The 20,555-nt window shown below is 62.9% G+C and carries 17 protein-coding genes and 4 pseudogenes; 13 read left to right on the top strand and 8 right to left on the bottom strand.

Translation table 11 applies throughout. From position 1 onward, the window contains the following. Window position 1 precedes the first annotated feature (1 nt). Window positions 2–874: an FAD binding domain-containing protein gene (locus OKW37_RS29275; protein WP_429402997.1), complete on the bottom strand. Its 873-nt coding sequence runs from the start codon at window positions 872–874 to the stop codon at window positions 2–4. Window positions 875–1,466: 592 nt separating this feature from the next. Here OKW37_RS29275 and OKW37_RS29270 point away from each other — a divergent pair. The 3 genes and pseudogenes from OKW37_RS29270 to OKW37_RS29260 all read left to right on the top strand — a co-directional run. After that, window positions 1,467–2,879 (top strand): DHA2 family efflux MFS transporter permease subunit, encoded by a 1,413-nt coding sequence (locus tag OKW37_RS29270; protein WP_429404307.1) that lies wholly within the window; start codon window positions 1,467–1,469, stop codon window positions 2,877–2,879. A gap of 81 nt (window positions 2,880–2,960) precedes the next feature. Beyond that, window positions 2,961–3,275 (top strand): annotated as a pseudogene (locus tag OKW37_RS29265) (catalase-related domain-containing protein); the annotation flags it as partial. 49 nt (window positions 3,276–3,324) lie between these two features. Beyond that, a pseudogene (locus tag OKW37_RS29260) lies at window positions 3,325–3,921 on the top strand (ankyrin repeat domain-containing protein); the annotation flags it as partial. On the opposite strand, the gene OKW37_RS29255 reads toward OKW37_RS29260, so the two are convergent. The 4 genes from OKW37_RS29255 to OKW37_RS29240 form a co-directional block, all read right to left on the bottom strand. Further along, entirely contained in the window at window positions 3,921–6,185 is a 2,265-nt protein-coding gene (locus OKW37_RS29255; protein WP_184059821.1) for a xanthine dehydrogenase family protein molybdopterin-binding subunit, read from the bottom strand. The pseudogene OKW37_RS29260 and the gene OKW37_RS29255 overlap by 1 nt on opposite strands. After that, window positions 6,185–6,637: a (2Fe-2S)-binding protein gene (locus OKW37_RS29250; protein ID WP_429402996.1), complete on the bottom strand. Its 453-nt coding sequence runs from the start codon at window positions 6,635–6,637 to the stop codon at window positions 6,185–6,187. Before OKW37_RS29250 ends, OKW37_RS29255 begins: the two co-directional genes overlap by 1 nt. Window positions 6,638–6,708: 71 nt before the next feature. Next, entirely contained in the window at window positions 6,709–7,020 is a 312-nt protein-coding gene (locus tag OKW37_RS29245; protein ID WP_429402995.1) for a high-potential iron-sulfur protein, read from the bottom strand. Window positions 7,021–7,036: 16 nt separating this feature from the next. Then, entirely contained in the window at window positions 7,037–8,113 is a 1,077-nt protein-coding gene (locus OKW37_RS29240; protein WP_429402994.1) for an aldo/keto reductase, read from the bottom strand. A gap of 67 nt (window positions 8,114–8,180) precedes the next feature. On the opposite strand from OKW37_RS29240, the gene OKW37_RS29235 reads away from it, so the two are divergent. From OKW37_RS29235 to OKW37_RS29220, 4 genes and pseudogenes are all read left to right on the top strand, one after another. Continuing rightward, entirely contained in the window at window positions 8,181–8,636 is a 456-nt protein-coding gene (locus tag OKW37_RS29235; RefSeq protein ID WP_184050443.1) for a winged helix-turn-helix transcriptional regulator, read from the top strand. Between the two features lie 122 nt (window positions 8,637–8,758). Further along, window positions 8,759–8,989, top strand: coding sequence for a hypothetical protein (locus tag OKW37_RS29230; protein WP_221309100.1), 231 nt, complete (start codon window positions 8,759–8,761; stop codon window positions 8,987–8,989). A 349-nt stretch (window positions 8,990–9,338) separates the two neighbouring features. Next, a protein-coding gene (locus tag OKW37_RS29225) for an IS3 family transposase (protein WP_429402993.1) occupies window positions 9,339–10,906 on the top strand; the annotation gives its coding sequence in 2 pieces (ribosomal slippage) (window positions 9,339–9,777 and window positions 9,777–10,906; 1,569 coding nt in all). A 46-nt stretch (window positions 10,907–10,952) separates the two neighbouring features. Next, window positions 10,953–11,360: pseudogene (locus OKW37_RS29220) on the top strand (IS6 family transposase); the annotation flags it as partial. 85 nt (window positions 11,361–11,445) lie between these two features. Here the strand turns inward: OKW37_RS29220 and OKW37_RS29215 are convergent. Both OKW37_RS29215 and OKW37_RS29210 read right to left on the bottom strand, forming a co-directional pair. Continuing rightward, window positions 11,446–11,676, bottom strand: a pseudogene (locus OKW37_RS29215) (transposase); the annotation flags it as partial. Between the two features lie 71 nt (window positions 11,677–11,747). Beyond that, on the bottom strand, window positions 11,748–12,656 hold the full coding sequence (locus tag OKW37_RS29210; protein ID WP_429353535.1) for a LysR substrate-binding domain-containing protein: 909 nt from the start codon (window positions 12,654–12,656) through the stop codon (window positions 11,748–11,750). A 129-nt stretch (window positions 12,657–12,785) separates the two neighbouring features. On the opposite strand from OKW37_RS29210, the gene OKW37_RS29205 reads away from it, so the two are divergent. The 6 genes from OKW37_RS29205 to OKW37_RS29180 all read left to right on the top strand — a co-directional run bounded on the left by OKW37_RS29205 (window position 12,786) and on the right by OKW37_RS29180 (window position 20,090). Continuing rightward, the gene (locus OKW37_RS29205; RefSeq protein ID WP_429402992.1) at window positions 12,786–13,808 is read left to right on the top strand and encodes an ABC transporter ATP-binding protein; all 1,023 of its coding nucleotides are present in this window, start codon (window positions 12,786–12,788) and stop codon (window positions 13,806–13,808) included. Then, window positions 13,805–14,938 (top strand): ABC transporter ATP-binding protein, encoded by a 1,134-nt coding sequence (locus OKW37_RS29200; protein ID WP_429402991.1) that lies wholly within the window; start codon window positions 13,805–13,807, stop codon window positions 14,936–14,938. Before OKW37_RS29205 ends, OKW37_RS29200 begins: the two co-directional genes overlap by 4 nt. 102 nt (window positions 14,939–15,040) lie before the next feature. After that, window positions 15,041–16,543: an ABC transporter substrate-binding protein gene (locus OKW37_RS29195; RefSeq protein WP_184068793.1), complete on the top strand. Its 1,503-nt coding sequence runs from the start codon at window positions 15,041–15,043 to the stop codon at window positions 16,541–16,543. A gap of 6 nt (window positions 16,544–16,549) precedes the next feature. After that, window positions 16,550–17,494 (top strand): ABC transporter permease, encoded by a 945-nt coding sequence (locus OKW37_RS29190; RefSeq protein ID WP_184068795.1) that lies wholly within the window; start codon window positions 16,550–16,552, stop codon window positions 17,492–17,494. Continuing rightward, window positions 17,494–18,390 (top strand): ABC transporter permease, encoded by an 897-nt coding sequence (locus OKW37_RS29185; RefSeq protein WP_184068798.1) that lies wholly within the window; start codon window positions 17,494–17,496, stop codon window positions 18,388–18,390. The genes OKW37_RS29190 and OKW37_RS29185 overlap by 1 nt, the downstream gene beginning before the upstream one ends. A 62-nt stretch (window positions 18,391–18,452) precedes the next feature. Then, the gene (locus OKW37_RS29180) at window positions 18,453–20,090 is read left to right on the top strand and encodes a gamma-glutamyltransferase family protein (protein WP_184068801.1); all 1,638 of its coding nucleotides are present in this window, start codon (window positions 18,453–18,455) and stop codon (window positions 20,088–20,090) included. A 232-nt stretch (window positions 20,091–20,322) separates the two neighbouring features. On the opposite strand, the gene OKW37_RS29175 is transcribed toward OKW37_RS29180, so the two are convergent. Then, complete coding sequence (locus tag OKW37_RS29175) at window positions 20,323–20,538, bottom strand: hypothetical protein (protein ID WP_184068804.1); 216 nt, start codon at window positions 20,536–20,538, stop codon at window positions 20,323–20,325. Window positions 20,539–20,555 lie beyond the last annotated feature (17 nt).

The raw sequence follows: 20,555 nt of genomic DNA, 5'->3' as shown, positions 1-20,555 counted from the left end.
CCTAATCGGGTTGCGTAACGCCGGCGGTTATCCGCTGCAATGCTCGCGCGATGAGCGCCTTGACGAGATCGCGCCGATACGCGGCGCTAATACCTGGCTGATCGTGCACCTCGACGGCGTTTGCGACTGCCTCGGCAATCCTGCCGACGCTCGGCGCATCGGCCGTTTCGCCGACGAATCCCGCAGCGAGATCGTCAAGCACCAGCGGCACATCTGCCACACCGCCTACGCCGATCCGCAACGAGGCGAACCTGTCATCCGCGAGCACGGCGGTGACAGCGCAAGCCGCGATCGCGAAATCGCCGTGCCGTCGGCTAAATGCTTCGAAGGCATGCCGCTCGCCGGACAACGCCGTCGGAAAGCGCACCGTGCGAATGATTTCGTCAACCGCCAGATCGGTGGTCATCACCGCGATCAGAAACTGTGCCGCCGACACCTCCCGGCTGCCGGCCGGCCCGACAATCTCGATGCGTGCGCCTAGCGTGCTCGCAATGAGCGGTAATTGCGCCGCGGGGTCCGCATGCGCGAGACTGCCGCCGAGTGTCCCGCGCTGTCGGATGGCGTAATGTCCGATCGTCGCCGCCGCTTCAGCCAGTAGCGGGCAAGCAGCGCGTACTGTGTTGCTGGTGGCCAGCTCGTGATGGCGCGTCATGGCGCCGACCGCTAGCGTATCGGGTTCAAGCGTGACGCCCTTGAGTTGAGGCAGCGCATTCAGATCGACCAGGTGCGCCGGTTGCGCGAAGCGCATATTCATCATCGGCGCGAGGCTTTGTCCTCCGGCGATCAGCTTGGCGTCAAAACCGTGAAGAGCAAGAAGCGACAGCGCGTCGTCGAGCGTGCTCGGCCGGTGATACGAAAATGCGGTGGGCTTCATACGCGTTGCGCCCGCGGACTCCGGCCGCAATTCCGGGCGAAGACCGGCAACCCGCGACAGCCCCCGCCCGCCGGTAACCGAGGCAATCGACGTCGGCCATTCCCGATTCGCTTGACGCTGCTCATGAGTCGCTCCAGCCGCGCGTGCGGCGCTGTTCACCCCGTTGGATAGCTACTGCTTCAGCCATCGCATTGGCAACGAGGATATCGCCGATAAATTAAATCGTCAATTGACGACTACATTTCCATGAACAGGCTCGACGTCGATCCAGCATGCAAGCTCGTGTATTTGCCTGTTTGTAAGGGAAATCGCGATGTGGCGTTTTTTTATCGGCCGTTTGATCGGCGCCATCCCTGCCTTCATGCCCCTCCCTTGTGAACGGGTTTTTCAAATACGTCTTCACATGACGATTTATGATTTGATAGAGTACATCGTCCGCAAGCATGAACCGGTGTCGCCATGCTCCCGGTCTAGCCATGCACTATCTCAGTGCCATCGCGAAGCGAGCTTCATCTGTGACTACCGGCATCGGCAAATACCCGCGCCAGGGCGTTTGCGAGTCTGCCACTCAACCCGTATCGGTTCTCCGCTCATGTCTTTGTCAAGCCGTCAATCGGTCATCATCGCGTTGATCGTCGCCAGTGCCTATTTCATGGAGAACCTGGACGCTACGGTGATTGCGACAGCGCTGCCCCACATGGCCGCTACGTTCGGCGTCACGCCCGTGAGGTTGAGTATCGGCATGACCGCCTATCTGCTCGCGCTCGCGGTTTTCATCCCGATCAGCGGCTGGGTGGCGGATCGCTTTGGGCAACGCTCTGTGTTCGGTAGCGCCATCGTCGTGTTCACGGGCGCCTCGATACTTTGCGGACTCAGCAACGGTCTCGTCGAATTCACAGTCGCGCGGATCCTGCAGGGACTCGGCGGTGCAATGATGGTGCCGGTAGGCCGGCTCGCGGTGCTGCGCAGCACTGAGAAGCGTCATCTGATGCGCTCGATCGCCTACATTACCTGGCCCGGGTTGGCCGCACCGGTGCTGGGTCCAGCGCTGGGCGGCTTTATCTCGACCTATTTCAGCTGGCGGTGGATCTTTTTGCTGAACGTACCGATCGGTCTGCTGGGTCTGGTGCTGACCGCCACCTTCATTCCGAACTACCGCGAATCCAGCCGCCGGCCGTTCGATGTGCCCGGATTCGTGCTTAGCGGAGTCGCGCTAACCTGCCTCATGTATGGCATGGAGCTCGTTGGGCAACCGTATGGCGACTGGCACATCACGGTCGCCGCCCTGACGGGTGGCGTGGTCGCCGCAGCCTTCGCGGTACGGCATTTCCGGCGTGCCGAACATCCGCTGATCGATCTTGCGCCGTGGCGAATCCCGACCTTTCGCGTGACCCTCGAAGGAGGTTCGTTGTATGTCGTCTCGGTCAGCGTTTCGCCCTTCCTGTTGCCGCTGTTCTTCCAACTCGGTTTCGGGCTGAACGCGTTCGCCGCCGGTTTGCTCGTGCTCGCTTACGCGGCCGGCAATCTGGCCATGAAGACCGTCACCACGCCCATTCTCAAGCGCTTTGGTTTTCGCAAGGTAATGATCGTGAATGGCCTGCTCACTGCCGCCACCATCGCCCTGTGCGCCCTACTCTCGCCGGACACGCCACGCACGCTGATCATGCTGGTGCTGCTGATCGGCGGGCTATGCCGATCGATGCAGTTCACCAGCATCAACACGCTCGCATTCGCGGACGTGCCGTCGGCGCGGATGAGTTCGGCGAGCACGTTTTTCAGCATGGTCCAGCAGATGACCATCGGTCTAGGCATCGCATTCGGTGCGATCGCGCTCCATGCTGCAGTCCTGATACATGGCGGCCACGCGCAGCTTTCGCTCGCTGACTTCCGGGTCGCGTTTCTGCTTGTCGCGGCGTTGGTACTGATCTCCATACTCTACTTTATCGGCATCGAACCCGACGCCGGCTGCGAGGTTAGCGGCCATGCGCAAGCCGCATCGCAGTAGTGCGGAAATTGTATCGAGCGCATTGACGGCTACCGATCCAAATTAAACAGAGAGAGTCCGTGCAGAATGACCCGGGTAGCGGAGATCTCGCAGCAGGCCAGGTACAAGTCCGTGCAGACGCCGCTCAGCGGAACGACGCAGCAAATGGCGATCCACAAGACGCTCGACTTCCGTCCGGCTGGCGAGTTCTACCGGACGCTACCTGAAGCCAACAAGGCGGTTCGGGTCACGGCATTGTCGGGCGATCTGGGCCGTGTAACAAACGACGCGAACAAGTACACGATGCTGTCGTACTTCTACAAGGCTGATTCCGATTACGGTACCCGCCTCGCGCGCGCCACACATGCGGATCTCTCACGCGTGCAGGATATGGCGTCGCACCTTGGCAATAACTGAAGCCAGTAGGCCCCGTGTTGCCTGAATACGATTTCCGACGGAGAATGTCATGCGAGGTTTCTCTACTGCGCGGCGAGTAGTTCGAAACGCAGCCGTGGCAGCGATAGCCGCACTCCTGACCGCGAGTTGTGCGGAGCACGTTTATCGGCCAGCAACGTATTCCGGCACGGTCGACGCGCGGGGATACACCGATGATTGGTTCGCCGCGGCGCGCGAAGGGCGCACCGATATCGTTCAATTGCTGATCGACGCACACTATCCGATCGAAACCGCAACGCCTGACGGATATACGGCGCTCATTCTTAGCGCGTATGACAATCACCCGGACACGCTAAAGGCGCTTCTTGCCGCACACGCCAACGCATGCGCCGCCGACAAGCACGGCAATACCGCGTTGATGGGTGCGCTTTTCAAGGGCGAAACGAACATTGCGCAAATATTGCTCGGGACGCGCTGCCCTATCGATCAAACCAACAACGCAGGGGAAACGGCGCTATCGTTTGCTGCGCTGTTCGGCCAGCTCGATATGCTTGCGGTGCTGGTGGCGCACGGAGCGAACGTCAATCATGTCGACGCACGCGGAGGCACCGCGCTGCAAATGGCCATTTCGCAACACAATACCGCCGCAACCGATGCGTTGCGCCGCTACGTCCGTTTCAACAGCGACGTATCCACCGGCAACGCACGAATGCGCTGGCCGGTCGCATTGAAGATCGCGTTGCAGATGGCCGCTGAAGTCGGCGGCACGCCCGGCTCGCCAACACCGCCCGGCGGCGCATCGCTCGGCACGATATACACGTGTGTCTCGGGAACGGAATCGATACGGGCAACCTGGTAGTCCGTGAAGTTCGATTGCTCCGACGCGCCGTTCCGGAAAGTGAGTTCACTGTATAACGTGTTGCCGAGCGCCATCACCACCGCACCCTCGAACTGCGCAATAACCCGATCGGGATTGACGATGCGCCCGCAGTCGACGGCCAGATCGACGCGTGTCACACGCACCGAACCGTCGTCGGCCACCTGCACATGCGCGACCGCCGCCACGTAACTCAGAAAGCTGCGATGTACCGCAATCCCGCGCCCATGCCGCGCCGGCAATACGGTCGACCACCCGGAGCGCACGGCGGCCGCGCGAACCACGGCCGCATGGCGGGCGGTGTCGATCGGATACTCGTCGATCGACGCGCCGTAGTTCGGGTAATCGACCCCTAGTGCATGCAGATCGACATGCCGCGGCGTGCCGAGCAGCGTGAGCAGGTGCTGCACCGGATCCTGCCGCGCGGCCGCGGCAAGTTCATCGACGAACGCCCCTAATGCGAAGCCGTGGGGAATGTTGTATACCGATCGATACCAGCCGATGCGCGTGTGTGCAGAGGCGGCGCCGTTCTCACACCGCACGTTGGCGATGTCGTAAGGCATGTCGGTCACGCCCTGCCCCAGTTCACCCGCCGCCCCGTAACGGACATCAGCCTTGAATGTCGAACTGATCGACGGAAACACCGTGCGGTGCAACCACGCGACCGTCTTGCCTTGCGCATCGAGCCCGCCTTCCATGTGCTGGGCGCACACCGCATGGAAATAGTCATTGTGCACATCGTCTTCGCGAGTCCACGTGAGCTTCACGGGCGCGCCGACCTCGCGTGACAGGAACGCCGCCTCGGCCACGTAGTCAGGCTTGGACTTACGGCCGAAGCCGCCGCCCAATAACGTGACATTGATCGTCACGGCCCGCTCCTGCACGCCGAGCACCTGTGCCACGGTCGTGCGAGCCTGCTGTGGATTCTGCGTCGCGGTCCAGACTTCAACCGCACCGTTCGCATAGGACGCGGTCGCGGCGAGCGGCTCCATCGCCGCATGCGCCAGGTGCGGCACGTAGTAGTCCGCCGAGACATGGTGGGCGGCGCTCTTTAGCGCAGCCGCTGTGTCGCCGTTGTTGCGAACGATTTTGCCCGGCTGCCGCGCGGTGTCCTCGAGCGCCTTGCGATAAGCCTGACTGTCATACGATGCATTCGGCCCAAGGTCCCAGTCGAGCCTCAATTTCCGCCGCCCTTGCATCGCAGACCAGGTGCTGGTTGCCACCACCGCGATGCCGCCCAGCGGCTGGAAACCGGCGGGCAACGGCGCAGCGGGAATGCGGACCACATGCAGCACGCCGGGCACTTTCATCGTTTCGGTCGAATCGACGCTCTTGAGCGTCGCGCCATAGACCGCCGAATGTTCGATCGACGCGTACGTCATTCGGGGCAACACGACATCGATACCGTACGTCGCCCGGCCGTGGACGATGTCGTCGAGATCGACGATCGGCAGCGACTTGCCGATATAGCGCCATGTACCCTCGTCTTTCAGATGCAGCGTGTCACGGCTTGGCACCGGCTGACGCGCCGCCGCCGTTGCGAGCGCGCCGTAGGCGACGCGCCGCCCGCTCGCCGCATGCACGACATGACCCGGCTCGGTGTGACAGGTCGCTGGCGCCACGCGCCATTGCACGGCGGCCGCCGCCACGAGCATCTGCCGGGCCGTGCCCCCTGCTTCGCGCAATGGCTGGAAGAACTGGCGGATGCTGCGCGAGCCATCGGTATTCTGGTCGCCATACTTCGCATCGCCTTGCGCCTGCACGACCTTGACGGCGTTCCAGTCGGCGTCGAGCTCGTCGGCAAGAATCATCGCGAGACTGGTGCGGATACCGGTCCCCATCTCCGAACGATGCACGACCAGAATGATCTCGCCGGACGGCGCGACCGAGACATACACGTTCGGTGCGAAAGCCCCTTTCGCGCCATTCGCGGATGACAGCACGCTCGCCGCGAGCGCGGTGCCCGCGCCGCCGATTTGCAAGCCCAGCACAACCCCACCCGCCAAGGTCCCTTTCAACACCCCGCGCCGGCTCAGATTGACGATTTCGCCCATCACGCCTCCGACGCTGCCGCCTTGATGGCGGCCTTGATGCGTTGATAGGTGCCACAGCGGCAAACATTGCCGGACATCGCTTCGACGATCTGCTCGTCACTCGGCTTCGGCGCCTGCTTGAGCAACGACGCGGCCTGCATGATCTGTCCCGGCTGGCAGTAACCGCACTGCGGCACATTGGCGGCCTTCCACGCGCGCTGCACCGGGTGATCGCCGCCTTTGCCGAGTCCCTCGATGGTCGTTACGGGCTTGCCCTGAACATCCGCCAGTGCGGTCACACACGAACGCACAGCGACACCGTCCAGATGGACCGTGCATGCGCCGCACGCACCGACCCCGCAACCGAACTTGGTCCCGTGCAGCCCGAGCAGATCACGGACTGCCCACAGCAGCGGCATATTCGCATCCGCATCGACGTTGTGATGCACGCCGTTCACAATGAGTTCCATCAACTGATTCCTCGTAGTCGACGCGAACGGCCCAACGTCGTCATGCGCCGTATCGCTTTACCCGCACAAGCCGATCAGGCTCTCGCCTGATAGGCGTTGCACCATCCCGCGCCGCTCACCTGCTTCGCACCGAACAGCGCGCAAAGCGCGCTCGTGTCGGCTGGCTTGCCCTGATAAAACTGGCAATTCGAGCAGTGCTGGTTGGCGCTGAAGCGCGGATATTCCGCGTGATCGACACGCGATGCGTCGGTCCGGTAGCCGAGCGCCTGCGCGGCCGGATCGCCTTCCTGAAGCTGCGTGGGCGCGGCCCACGCAGCGCCGCCGGTCATTGCCAGCGCCGCGGCGCCAACGGTATGCACAATGAAGTTTCGTCGATTGGTTCGCATGTTCAATACACTCCTTTCACGACACCAGAACACGTTGCGGCGGTGCCATAAACTCCGGACCTACCGGGTCCTTGACGAATTGCGAGACGATCGCGTCGATTTGCGCAAAGGCCTTGTCGTCGAGTCGCCAGCCGAACGCGGCTTCGAGTCCGTCCAGTTGCGACGGACGGCGCGCACCCCACAGCGCGATCGTCGGGCCGCGGTCCAGCACCCAGCGCACGGCAAGCGCAAGCACCGACTTGTCGAAGTTATCGCGCGCGAAGACGTTCAGTGCTTTCACAGCGTTGACATACTGCTGACGACGCGGCGCACGGAACTTCGGGTCATGTTGACGCAGATCGTCGCCCTCGAAACGCGTTTCGGCGCCGATGCGCCCTGCCAGCAATCCGCGGCACAGTGCGCCATAGGCGAGTGCAACCAGCCCATGCTGTTTCACATAAGGCAGCACGTCGCGGTCGATGTCGCGTTCAAACAGGTTATAAGGCGGCTGGGTGGCGGACAGCGGCGCCACGCGACGGAACGCGTCCATTTGCGCCGCAGAGAAATTGCTGACGCCAAGCGCGCGAACCTTGCCTTCCTTGCGTAGGTCGTTCAGCACCGCGGCCGTCTCTTCGATTGGCACGAGCGGATCGGGCCAGTGAACCTGGTACAGATCGATGTAATCTGTCCGCAAGCGCCGAAGTGTATCCTCTACTTCATGACGAATACGCTCCGGCGAAGCGTTGCGAAATACCTTGCCATCCTGCCATTCGAGAGCGACTTTAGTCGCGATGACTGCCTTATGGCGATATCCATCGGCCAGCGCTTTGCCGACGATTTCCTCCGACGCGCCGAAGCCGTACGCCGGCGCCGTGTCGATAAGGTTCACGCCGCTGTCAAGCGCCCGGCGGATCACCGCAATCGAGTCCTTCTCATCAGTGCCGCCCCACATCCATCCGCCGATCGCCCACGTGCCCAGGCCGATACGCGATACAGGCGTCGATAAACCCTCAACTTCAATTGTTTCAATAGTCATGCGATGCTCTCTGGTTAAAGCGCCGCATCCATGTCGAATGCGGTCCGAGAAAATGCGACGTGCCAAAAGGACGGGCAAGCGAGTCGATTATTTCAGCCGCATCCGGCGATCACAAGAAGGCACCTGAAGGTTCCATACTTTCCCCATGGAAACAAATTGCTACGACGGCCCTCACGCCGCCGAGAACCCGCAGAAGAAAACCGATGACCTCGCGCGCAACGTCATCGAGCAGATCGCCGACAAGTGGACGATCCTCGTGATCGATGCGCTGGGCACCCATGGCGAGATGCGTTTCTCGCGGCTACGCGACGAGGTGGGGGGCGTCAGTCAGAAGATGCTCACGAAGACCTTGCGGCAACTCGAACGCGACGGTCTCGTCACGCGCTATGTGCATCCCGTGATACCGCCTCGTGTCGACTATCAGTTGACGCCGCTAGGACGCAGTCTGCTCGACAAGATCTGTGGGATCTGGGACTGGGTGGAAGCGCATATGACGGAAATGGAATCGGCGCGACGGCAATTCGATCTCGGCGAAAAGCGTACCGATCGCGCGCCTTCGAACCGTGACGCGGAGTCCGGCTCACAAACGCGCCTGGAATAGCCGAACGCGTTCGCAGCGCGCTTGCCATGGGTGGTCGAGTCGCCGGTGTCTTCCTGAACCGTCTCAAGACACGCGAGGCCGGCCACGATCGATAGCGGCTGTTGCTCGGATTGAAGGCCACCATGAGCGAGGCCGAACTGCATCTCCTGCGTGCCCGGCTGGACGGGATATTCGCAACAAGGCCGCCCGTGGCGAATTGCGCCGCGGCCTGCCCACCGGGATGGGTGTGGGGCGAAGCCGACGGCGAGGTCAGGCTGCACCCCGACGAAGCCGTCGTCGGAGCATTGCGCACCGTGTTCGCACGTTTTGGTGAGGGTTCTGTCGCAGTAAGGCCTTCCACCCGTCTGATTTAAGTGAAGGCATGCACCAATGCGACGCTCGAGCTAGCGACGAAGTCTTTCGGACATCGATGAATTCATCGACCCCACGCGATGAGCCAAGGAATAGCAGACGCGAGAGAGGCCGCCCCCGACACTGTTAGCAGTCCAAGCACGATTTTCCGGAACGCGACTTCACTCATGCCAATGTAAAGCCGTGCGCCGATTACGGATGGGACGACCATTGCCGGCGCCACTACGGCAAACATTGGAAGGTCCGTTGCCGTAATCGTTCCGCTGAAAGTGTACGTGACCATGCCCCCCGCGTCACAATGGTTGTCGCCTGGATAAAATTGGAATCTGGGGGCGATAAAGAGAGAACAAGTTGGCGCGTTACGGAAAGACATTCAAGGACAGAGCAGTGGCGCGGTTGCTGCCGCCGGAGAGCGCATCAGTGGAAGAGGTTGCGCGAGAGATCGGTGTGGGCGCGCAGACGCTGGAGCGCTGGCGCAGTGATGCGCTGTCCATGCCCGCTCGCGAGCGGGCATGGACAGCGGCCGCGCGTTTCGAAGCGGTGTTGAGCACGGCAGCGATGGACGAGACGGCCCGCAATGCGTGGTGCCGCGAGCATGGCGTGTATCCGCAGGAACTGGCGCAGTGGCGGCAAGCGGCCACGCAGGCGCTGGCCGAGCCCGAAGAGGCCCGTGCGAGTCCACAGCAGACGAAGCAGGACCAGCGTCGCATCAAGGAACTGGAACGCGAACTGCGGCGCAAGGAGAAAGCACTGGCCGAGGCAGCCGCATTGCTGGTTCTTTCAAAAAAACTCGGGGCGATCTTCAACACGGACAAGGGCGAGGACGAATGATCGGCCTCGAAGATCGCCAGTTCCTGGCCCGGGAAATCGATTCGGCAAGACTGGCTGGCGCACGGTTGCGCCTGGCCTGCGAGGTGGCCGGAATCGACGTGCGTACCCTGCAGCGCTGGAGGGCCAATCAAGGGCTCGTCACTGGCGACGCCAGGCCCGGCGCGATGCGCCTGCTGCCCGCGCACACCTTGAGCCCGCAGGAGCGGGAAAACGTGCTGCGCGTAGCCAGCGAGCCGCGCTTTGCCGACATGCCACCGGCGCGCATCGTGCCGATGCTGGCTGACGAAGGCGTGTATATCGCCAGCGAATCGACCTTTGCACGCGTGCTGCGCGAGCATGGGCAGATGAGGCGCCGTGGCCGTGCCAGAACTCCTTCGAGCGGCCGGCCGCCGACCACGCACGTTGCAACCGCGCCGCGCCAGGTGTGGTGCTGGGACATGACCTATTTGCCGGCAACGGTCACAGGGCGATGGTTCCACCTGTACCTGATTCTGGACCTGTACAGCCGCAAGATTGTCGGCTGGGAGGTGCACGACAGCGACGCGGCCGAACACGCTGCTCATCTCGTACGTCGTACGGCGCTCTCCGAAGGCATTGCCGCCCTTGAGGCCCGGCCGGTGCTGCACGGCGATAACGGGGCGACGCTGAAGGCCACTACCGTGCTGGCGATGCTGCACTGGCTGGGCATCAAGCCGTCGTACTCGCGCCCCCGGGTCAGCGACGACAACGCCTATGCCGAGGCGCTGTTCCGAACCGCGAAGTACCGGCCGGAGTTTCCGGTCACAGGCTTCGAGGACCTGAACGCTGCTCGCACCTGGGCTGCCGGCTTCGTGCAGTGGTACAACTTCGAGCATCGTCATAGTGGCATCCACTACGTGACGCCTGCGCAGCGTCACGCCGGTGACGATCGTGCGCTTCTCGCCGCTCGGCATGCACTGTACGAGAGGGCCCGCGAGCGCAATCCGGCCCGCTGGTCGCGCCACACGCGCAACTGGACACCGGTTGGTGCCGTGACGCTTAACCCCGAACGCGACTCAGTCGTCGAGATGGCGTCGATCAGCGCAAATAAACAGCCTCTGGCTGCATGAGTGAGGCGACAACTTGCTTGACGCGCGCCGCATGGTTACCGAAAGTATCAAGGTCAAGGGCTCGTGGAAATATCTTTACCGCGCAGTGGATAAGGCGGGCAATACCATTGACTTTCTGTTCAGAGCAAGGCGGGATAAGCCTGCTGCGCGGCGTTTCTTCAAAAAGGCAATCGGTCAGAACGGTTCGCACGAGACGGTGACCATCGACAAAAGCGGCCCCGCGCTTAACGCGGTGAATGCCGAGCGCGAGATGCCCGTCAAGGTTCTTCAGATCAAGTATTTGAACAACATCGTGGAGCAGTACCATCGGGCCATCAAACGCCGAACCCGACCGATGCTCGGATTCAAGGATCTCAACTGTGCGCGTGTCATTCTGAGTAGCGTCGAATTAATGCACATGATCAAGAAAGGACAGCTGCAATGTTCTGGCAACAGCCCGCTGTCTGCCGCCTAGCAATTTTACTCGTTGGTTTCATAAGCTATCAGAACAGCCCGTTGGCAGGATTCATATGCGGCAACACCCAGCGTCTTACTCGCTAAAGCAGAGCAGTATTTGACCACTCTGATTTCAAAACGAAGTGATGCAACGACTGGTGCCGCGCGCTGACACGTTCAGGTTCGAGGTGGGCGGGCAGCGGCTCCACGCTTTTACGCCGCAACGGCAACATCAAGCCTTGGCAGTATCCCACCAGCCCAGCGTTGCGATCGCTGTGCCCGAGTGCCTCGCAAAGATGCTCCAGGTACTCATCGAACGACAATTTCCCGACCATCGCTTCCTCATGCCACGTCTGAAGGAGTTTCTGCAATGGCATGAATTTATCGACAGAGTAAAGTTAGTCCTTCACGGATCCGCAAGCGGCCTGGATATCGAAGGGTCAAGCGCCCAGTCGCTGTGCAGCGCATCGATAATCGCCTGCGTGATGCCGGGCCGGTCATATGACGCGCGCTGGATCATGCCGACCGTGCGCAACACCGGCGGATCCGAAATCGACAGCACGCGTAGTAACGGATCGTTTTGCCAGTTGCCGCGATGCAGAAGCGGCAGCACCGTGACGCCGACATTTTCGCGCACCAGCGCGACGATCGTCTCGATCGAGTTGAGTTCGAGGAATTCGTTGACCGTCACGCCGGCTGTCTGCAGTGCATGCTCGACGACGCGCCCGGTGCGCACCCGCCGGTCGAAGCGCAGAAAGGGGTGGCTGCGCAGGACCCTCTGCGGATCGTTGTCGCCGATTTCGCGGCTAACCACCAGCATCAGCGGCTCCGTGTATAGCGTCGTCCACTTCAGCGTGTCGGATAGCGTCGTGTCGGCATGCGCGACGATCGCCGCGATATCGACCTCACCCGCCTCCACCATCCGCGCCAGTTCGTCGGAGCGTGACGACAGCAGCCGCACGTCCAGTTGCGGATGCGCGGCCTTCAAATGCGCGACGACCAGCGACAGCGCGCCGATCACCGACACCATCGCGCCGATGGTCACCGGCCCGACCATCGAACCCGCCGGCGTCGCCTCGAGTTCGGCCAGCAGGTCGAAAATCTGCTCGACTTTCGGCCAGATCTCTTGTCCGTGGCGGCTCAGCGCAATCTGCCGACCGCTGCGGTCGAACAGCTGCCGGCCCAGCGCCTGTTCGAGCCCGCGCATCTGCAAGCTGACCGCCGCTTGGGTCAGCGCGACGCTCCCGGCCGCTGCCGCGAATGATCCGGTCCGCGCGACGGCTCGAAAGGTTCTTAACATGCGGAGGGTCGGCATCGCTCATGCTCAAGGAAAAGTTAAGTATCGGTAAGAAATATTAATATTTTCCATCGTGAAGCGCACCACATACTTTCCGCCAGCACAGCCTTTGAACAGGACTAGCAGCACGATATGGAGTTTCCCAGCATGACCGATGCCGCCCGCCGACCGGTTCTGGAGGTCCGCGGCTTTTCGTTGAAGTTCTCGCGCGCCGCCGAGGTGCCGAACCTCGTCCACGACGTGTCGTTCTCAGTCGGCACTGGCGAGACGCTATGCATCGTTGGTGAATCGGGCTGCGGCAAGAGCGTGACGTCGCTCGCACTGATGGGGCTGCTCGCGAGTCCGCCTGCGCAACGCGTCGCCGGCACCGCGCACTTCGAAGGCAAGGACCTGTTCTCACTGTCGGAGCGCGAACTGGCCGACATTCGTGGCAACCGGCTGTCGATGATCTTTCAGGAGCCGATGACGTCGCTGAACCCGGCGTTCACGGTCGGCGAGCAGATCGGCGAAAGCATCCGGCGGCATCGCGATATCGGGCGCGGGCAGGCGCGCGAGCAGGCGCTCGAGATGCTGCGGCTAGTGCGGATCCCGGCGCCGGAAACCCGGCTCGATGCGTACCCGCATCAGCTTTCCGGCGGCATGCGCCAACGCGTGATGATCGCGATGGCGCTCGCGAACCGCCCGCGCCTGTTGATCGCCGACGAGCCGACGACCGCGCTCGACGTGACGATCCAGGCGCAGGTGCTGGCGCTCGTGAAACATCTGCAAGCCGAGACCGGCACTGCGATGGTGTTGATCACGCACGACCTCGGCGTCGTCGCGGAAGTCGCCGACCACGTGGCGGTGATGTACGCGGGACGCATCGTCGAATACGGTACCGTCGCCGATCTGTTCGACGACCCGCAGCATCCTTACACGATCGGCCTGATGGGCGCAATTCCGTCGGTCGGCAAGCGCGAAGGCGCGCTCGCGACGATCCGCGGTTCAGTGCCGTCGCCCGAGTTGATGCCGCACGGCTGCCGCTTCGCGCCGCGCTGCCCGTTCGCCGAGCAACGCTGTATTGACGCCGCGCCGCCCGACAGGGTGATCGCCGGCGTGCATCGCGTCGCGTGCTGGCTCGCTCCGGTCGACCAGATCGCCGCGCCGCTATTGCGCAAGGAAATTGCATGACGACGCCCACTAAACCGACGCCGCACGCACACCCGGCCTCGAATTCGCCGACGCCGATCATCGAGGCGCGCTCACTGACAAAGCATTTTGGCGGTACGCGGCAGCTCTTCACGCGCACGCCAACCGTCTATGCACTCAACGACGTGTCGTTCGCGGTCCACCCCGGCGAGACGTTCGCGATCGTCGGCGAATCTGGCTGTGGCAAGTCCACGCTGGGCCGCTTGCTGCTCCGTTTGATCAACTCGACAGACGGCCGCGTCTTCTATCAAGGCAAGGACATCACGCATCAGCAAGGCGCGCCGCTGCGGCGGCTGCGCCGCGAAATGCAGATCATCTTTCAGGATCCGTTCGCGTCGCTGAATCCGGGCATGACCATCGGCCAGATCGTCGGCGAGCCGATCGCATTGCACGGGCTCGCGCGCAACAACGCCGAGCACCGCGAGCGCGTCGCCCAACTGCTGCGCACGGTCGGCCTGCAACCGGCCTACGCGGACCGTTACCCGCACGAATTCTCCGGCGGCCAGCGACAACGGATCGGCATCGCGCGCGCATTGGCCGGTGAGCCGAAGCTGATCGTCGGCGACGAGCCGGTGTCGGCGCTCGACGTCTCGGTGCAGGCGCAGGTGATCAATCTTCTCGAGACACTGAAACAGGACCTCGGCCTCACGCTGATCATGGTTGCGCATGACCTCGCGGTGATCCGCCATATGAGCGACCGCGTCGCCGTGATGTATCTCGGCGAGATCGTCGAACTGGCCGATGTCGATGCACTGTTCGACGCGCCGCTGCATCCGTACACGCAAGCACTGCTGCGCGCGATTCCGGCGAGTAGCCCGCACGAGCGGCGTGCGAAGCCTTCGTTGTCCGGCGATCTGCCGAGTCCGACCGCGCCGCCTTCCGGTTGCCGTTTCCATACGCGCTGTCCGCATGCGAAGCCGTACTGCGCGCAAGCGCGGCCAACCAGCGAACGACTCGAGGACGGACGGCAGGTCGCGTGCCACTTCTGGCGCGAGATCCAGAACGCCGGCGGCGGCGCGCCGCTGGCCACGAGCGTCAGCCCGAAATTGATCGAACGGCTCGCGATCTACCGCAACCGCCAAACGACGCTGGCCGCGGCCGGTGGCGACTGAGCCGGTGGTCGAGATGAAATTCCAGTGAAGAATCGAGCCGCGCGCCGCGCCGCTGCCCCTTCACCAAACCATTTTATGAATTGGAAACAAAGGGAACTCCTCATGCGAAGAATGTTGATTGCCGCAGCGCTCGCACTCAGCGCCAGCGCCGCGATGGCCCAGACCGGTCAGACGATACGGATCGGCTTGCAGGACGACATCGGTTCGCTCGACCCCGCTCGCAGCGTGCAGCTCGTCGACCGGATCGTGTTTGCGTCGATGTGCAACGCGCTGGTTGATATCACGCCCGATCTGAAGATCGTCCCGATGCTGGCAACGTCGTGGACGACGAGCGCCGACGGCAAGACGCTGACGTTCAAGCTGCGTCAAGGGGTGAAGTTCCAGGACGACGAGCCGTTCAATGCGGCCGCCGTCAAGGCAAACCTCGACCGCGACCGCACGCTGCAGACGAGCAACCGCAAGAGCGAACTCGCGTCGGTCGATCACGTCGACGTGATCGACGACTACACGGTTGCAATCGTGTTGAAGCAGCCGGACGCCGCGCTGCTCGCGACGCTGACCGACCGCGCCGGCATGATGCTCGCGCCGAAGACGTTCGCCGATCCGGCCGGCGTTGCCGCGCATCCGGTGTGTTCGGGTCCGTACAAGTTCGTTCAGCGCGTGCAGAACGATCGCGTCGTGCTCGAGAAATTCCCTGGCTACTGGGACGCCGACAAATACCCGATCCAGCGCGTGATCTTCTTGCCGATTCCGGACAGCACCGTGCGCCTCGCCAATCTGCGTTCGGGTTCGCTCGACATGCTCGAGCGCCTCGCGCCGTCCGATGTGGCGTCGGTCAAGAGCGACACCAACTTCAAGTTCGCGCCGGTCAGCGGCTTCGGCTACTACTACGTTACGTTCAACATCGGTAACGGCAAGCGCAGCAACGCGGTGCTGAGAGACAAGCGCGTGCGGCAGGCATTCGAACTCGCGATCGACCGCGACGCGATCAACCAGGTGATCGGCGCGGGTATCTTCGCGCCGGCGAATCAGGCGGTGCCGAAGTCGAGCCCGTACTACAACGCGTCGCTCCCAATGCAGCATCGCGACATCGCGAAGGCGAAGGCGCTGCTGAAGGCGGCGGGCCACGAGCACGTCGACATCGAGTTCACTTACCCGAACAACACGGTGTCGAGCCAGATCGTGCAGATGATGCAGGCGATGGTCAGCGAAGCCGGCTTCAACCTGAAGCTGCGGCCGACCGACTATGCGACCGAACTCAATGCCGCGCACACCGGCGACTTCGAGGCGATGTATCTCGGCTGGTCGGGCCGTGTCGATCCGGACGGCAACCTGCATCAGTTCAACACGTGCGCCGGCAACCTCAATTACGCGCGTTACTGCAACCCCGGAGTCGACCAGTTGCTCGACGCCGCGCGCGTGAAACTGACCACCGCGGACCGCAAAACAGAGTACGACGCGGCGTCGAAGCTGCTCGCCGACGATGATCCGATCATCTATGTCTATAACCAGCCGTGGCCGTTCGAGCTGTCGAAGAAGGTGCAAGGCTTCACGCCCTATCCCGACGGCCTGATCCGCCTGCGCGGCGTCAGTATCAAGGGCTGACCGATCATGCTGCCGATCATTGCAAATCGCGTGCTGGTCGCCATTCCGACGCTGATTCTCGTGTCGATGCTGATCTTTGGCCTGCAAAAGCTGCTGCCTGGCGATCCGGTGACGGCCATGGCCGGCGAAGATCAGGATCCGCAGTTGATCGCGTCGCTGCGCGTCAAGTACCACCTCGACGAGCCGGTGCCGACGCAGTACGCGCTGTGGGTCCGTGACGTCGTGCATGGCGATCTCGGCGCGTCGCTGCGCACCGACGTGCCGGTGACGTCGCTGATCGCGCAGAAGCTGCCGGTCACACTACAGCTCGCGGCGATGGCGATGACCTTCGCGATCGGTATCGGTATTCCGGCGGGCGTCATCTCCGCCGCAAGCCGCGGCGGCGCGCTCGATTACGGCGCGAATATCTTCGCGCTATCCGGCATGTCGATTCCGAACTTCTGGCTCGGCATCATGCTGATCTTCATTGTGTCGGTGCGCTGGCATCTGTTGCCGTCGTCCGGCTACGTGTCGCCGACCGAAAACTTCTGGCTCAGCATCAAGACCATGCTGATGCCCGCTTTCGTGCTCGGCGCCTCGCTCGGCGCGCAATTGATGCGCCACACGCGCAGCGCGATGCTGAGCGTGCTGCGCACCGACTATATCCGGACCGCGCGTGCCAAAGGGCTGCTGCGCGGCACCGTCGTCATCAAGCACGCTTTTCGCAACGCGCTGGTTCCGATCGTCACCGTGCTCGCGCTGCTGTTCGGCGAACTGCTTGCGGGTGCGGTGCTGACCGAGCAGGTTTTCACGATCCCCGGCTTCGGCAAGCTCATCGTGGATGCCGTGTTCAATCGCGACTACGCGGTCGTGCAGGGTGTGGTGCTCGTCACCGCGCTGTGCTTCATCGTCGTGAACCTGTGCGCCGACGTGTTGTACGTCCTTCTCAATCCCCGACTGAGACGCAGCTGATGGCTACTCCCGCCACCCCCGTTCACGCATCGGCCGCTGCGTCGCAGACGACGGTACTGCCGCGCCGCAAGCGCCGCGGACTCGTGAAATTCATGCGCAATCGCGCCGCCGTGTTTGGCGCGGCGCTCGTGCTGCTCATCGTCTTCATGGCGGTATTCGCGCCGTGGCTGTCACACTACGACCCGGTGCAGGCCAGCTTCATGACCGTGCGGCAGGCGCCTTCGGCCGCGCACTGGTTCGGCACTGACGAACTCGGCCGCGACGTGCTGAGCCGTCTGCTATGGGGCGCGCGCGCGTCGCTGCTGGCGGGCGTCGTGTCGGTCTGCATCGCGGTCGTGATCGGCGTGCCGCTCGGCTTGCTGGCGGGCTATTTCGGCAAGCTCGTCGACGGCGTGATCTCGCGAATCGCCGATGCGTTGCTGTCGATTCCGTTCCTGATCCTCGCCATCGCGTTCGCCGCGTTCCTCGGACCGAGCCTGACCAACGCGATGGCCGCGATCGGCATCTCCGCGATGCCGCGCTTCGTCCGGCTGACGCGCGGCCAGGCGATCACCGTGAAGGCCGAGGAATACGTCGAAGGCGCGCGGGCAATCGGCCTTGGCCACGCACGGATCATCGTGCGGTACATCCTGCCGAACGTGCTGCCGCCGATCATCGTGCAGACCAGCCTGACGATCGCGACCGCGATCATCGCCGAAGCGAGCCTGTCGTTCCTCGGGCTCGGCCAGCTGCCGCCCGCGCCGTCGTGGGGTTCGATGCTCAACACCGCGAAGGATTTTGTCAGCCAGGCGCCGTGGATGTCGATTTTCCCGGGCATCGCGATCTTCCTGGCCGTGCTCGGTTTCAACCTGCTTGGCGACGGTCTGCGTGATGCGCTCGATCCGCGCGAGTCGTAACCGGATTCCATCACCGCTTCAATCGGCCGACTGCCCTCCCATCACTTTCGTTTGAGTTTTCAATGACACGTTTCAATTGGCAAAACCCGTATCCAACGCCCCGCTTGCCCGTGTTCGCGCGCAACATCGTTTCGACGTCCCATCCGCTTGCCGCACAAGCCGGCCTGCGCATGTTGTGGAAAGGCGGAAATGCCATCGATGCGGCGATTGCCGCGGCCGCGGCAATCACGGTCGTCGAGCCAGTCTCTAACGGCCTCGGCAGCGACGCGTTTGCGCTCGTCTGGGACGGCAAAAAGCTGCATGGCCTGAATGCTTCCGGCGTATCGCCGGCGGCATGGAACGTCGATTACTTCAAGCGTAAGTACGGTGAGGAAAACGGTCTCGCGAAGCACCCCAAGCGCGGCTGGGATGCAGTGACGGTGCCGGGCGTGATCGCCGGCTGGGAGGCGTTGCATCAGAAGTTCGGCTCGCTGCCGTTCGCCGATCTGATGGAGCCGGCCATCGAGATCGCCGAGCGGGGCCATGCGGTGGCGAGCATCGTTGCGTACAAGTGGGCGGCGGCCGTGCCCGAACTGAGGAACCAGCCCGGTTTCGCCGACACGTTTATGCCGCACGGCCGGGCGCCGGAAGTCAGTGAACTCGTGCGCTTTCCCGGTCACGCGAAGACGCTGCGCAAGCTCGCTGAACAAGGCCCGCGTGCGTACTACGAAGGCGAGATCGCAGAAGAGCTCGCCGCGTTCTCGCGCCAGGGCGGCGGCGCGCTCACGATGGACGACCTGCGCAACTACCGCGTCGACTGGGTCGAACCGATCAGCAAGGACTATCGCGGCCACACGGTGCACGAAATTCCGCCGAACGGTCAGGGCATTGCCGCGTTGATCGCGCTCGGCATTCTCGAACAGTTCGACGTGGGCTCGCTGCCGGTTGACGGCATCGACTCGCAGCACCTGCAGATCGAAGCCATGAAGCTCGCGTTCGCCGACGTCTACCAGTACGTCGCCGATCCGCGTTCGATGGAGGTCACGCCCGAACAGATGCTCGACGACGCGTACCTGAAGTCGCGCGCGAAGCTGATCGACCCGAAGCGTGCCACGCAATTCGACTTCGGCATGCCGAAGGCGGGCGGCACGATCTACATGTCGGTGGCCGACGAGCGCGGCATGATGGTCAGCTTCATCCAGTCGAACTACATGGGTTTCGGCTCGGGCATCGTGGTGCCGGATTCCGGCATTTCGCTACAGAACCGCGGCTACGGGTTCTCAATGGATCCGAAGTCGGCGAACGTGGTCGAGGGCGGCAAGCGCCCGTTCCACACGATCATCCCTGCTTTCCTGACCCAGCAGGCGGACGGCAGGCAGGAAGCGGTGATGAGCTTCGGCGTGATGGGCGGTGACATGCAGCCGCAGGGGCATTTGCAATCGATCGTGCGCATGCTCGACTACGGCCAGCAACCGCAGGCCGCCTGCGACGCGCCGCGCTGGAAGGTCAATCGCGACTTCTCGGTCGACGTCGAGGCGACGCTCGATGAGGACACGGTGCGCGCGCTCGAGGGTCTCGGCCATACGATCAAGTCGGTCGAGGATCCGTATATGGACTTCGGCTCCGGGCAGTACATCTGCAAGCTCGATCGCAACGACCCCGAGCGCGGTTATGTCGCCGCGAGCGACAGCCGGCGCGACGGACTGGCTGCCGGGTTCTGATTCGGCAGCCGTGCTGTTCAGAGTGCATGGGCCTCGCAGGTGGCGACCCGCCGCTTGCGAGGCTCGGCCGCCATTCATGCGCTTGGTGAAGCGCTTCACGGCACGTGAGTCTATCTGTCCCTAAGCAACTTCCTTGGAAGGCGGACCGTGCGATTGATCGGCTACCGTGTCTGTCAATCTGTCCGGCCTGTCGATCGCGGACCTCGACTTTCATACTCAGGCCGGTTCGGCATTAGTGGTTCAGACAGAAGCACGCGCTCACAGCTTCAGCAGGCGACAGGCCGGCGCGGAAAAAAGACTGCAATCGCCGGACGAACGCGTCGTCAGGTTCCCAAGGCACGCGAATGAATCCCTCTCCGAAGGCTTCTTCGTACACGGCGTTTGTCCATGCGCGCAGGTCGAGTTCGAACGAAAGAGGCAGTGCTGTCTGATTGGACTGGATGACCATGACAACCTCCACAACAT

Source organism: Paraburkholderia sp. MM5482-R2 (assembly GCF_050436125.1).
Taxonomy (GTDB): domain Bacteria; phylum Pseudomonadota; class Gammaproteobacteria; order Burkholderiales; family Burkholderiaceae; genus Paraburkholderia; species Paraburkholderia tuberum.
The sequence above is the reverse complement of the archived record's forward strand: the minus strand, read 5'-3'. Positions and strand labels throughout refer to the sequence as shown.

Excerpts from the sequence above, each read along its gene's own strand:
- OKW37_RS29175 (WP_184068804.1), bottom strand. The coding sequence starts at position 20,538 with ATGGTCATCCAGTCCAATCAGACAGCACTGCCTCTTTCGTTCGAACTC.
- OKW37_RS29200 (WP_429402991.1), top strand. The coding sequence starts at position 13,805 with ATGACGACGCCCACTAAACCGACGCCGCACGCACACCCGGCCTCGAAT.
- OKW37_RS29190 (WP_184068795.1), top strand. The coding sequence starts at position 16,550 with ATGCTGCCGATCATTGCAAATCGCGTGCTGGTCGCCATTCCGACGCTG.
- OKW37_RS29205 (WP_429402992.1), top strand. The coding sequence starts at position 12,786 with ATGACCGATGCCGCCCGCCGACCGGTTCTGGAGGTCCGCGGCTTTTCG.
- OKW37_RS29245 (WP_429402995.1), bottom strand. The coding sequence starts at position 7,020 with ATGCGAACCAATCGACGAAACTTCATTGTGCATACCGTTGGCGCCGCG.
- OKW37_RS29185 (WP_184068798.1), top strand. The coding sequence starts at position 17,494 with ATGGCTACTCCCGCCACCCCCGTTCACGCATCGGCCGCTGCGTCGCAG.
- OKW37_RS29195 (WP_184068793.1), top strand. The coding sequence starts at position 15,041 with ATGCGAAGAATGTTGATTGCCGCAGCGCTCGCACTCAGCGCCAGCGCC.
- OKW37_RS29180 (WP_184068801.1), top strand. The coding sequence starts at position 18,453 with ATGACACGTTTCAATTGGCAAAACCCGTATCCAACGCCCCGCTTGCCC.
- OKW37_RS29230 (WP_221309100.1), top strand. The coding sequence starts at position 8,759 with ATGAGCGAGGCCGAACTGCATCTCCTGCGTGCCCGGCTGGACGGGATA.
- OKW37_RS29270 (WP_429404307.1), top strand. The coding sequence starts at position 1,467 with ATGTCTTTGTCAAGCCGTCAATCGGTCATCATCGCGTTGATCGTCGCC.
- OKW37_RS29275 (WP_429402997.1), bottom strand. The coding sequence starts at position 874 with ATGAAGCCCACCGCATTTTCGTATCACCGGCCGAGCACGCTCGACGAC.
- OKW37_RS29210 (WP_429353535.1), bottom strand. The coding sequence starts at position 12,656 with ATGCCGACCCTCCGCATGTTAAGAACCTTTCGAGCCGTCGCGCGGACC.
- OKW37_RS29255 (WP_184059821.1), bottom strand. The coding sequence starts at position 6,185 with ATGGGCGAAATCGTCAATCTGAGCCGGCGCGGGGTGTTGAAAGGGACC.
- OKW37_RS29235 (WP_184050443.1), top strand. The coding sequence starts at position 8,181 with ATGGAAACAAATTGCTACGACGGCCCTCACGCCGCCGAGAACCCGCAG.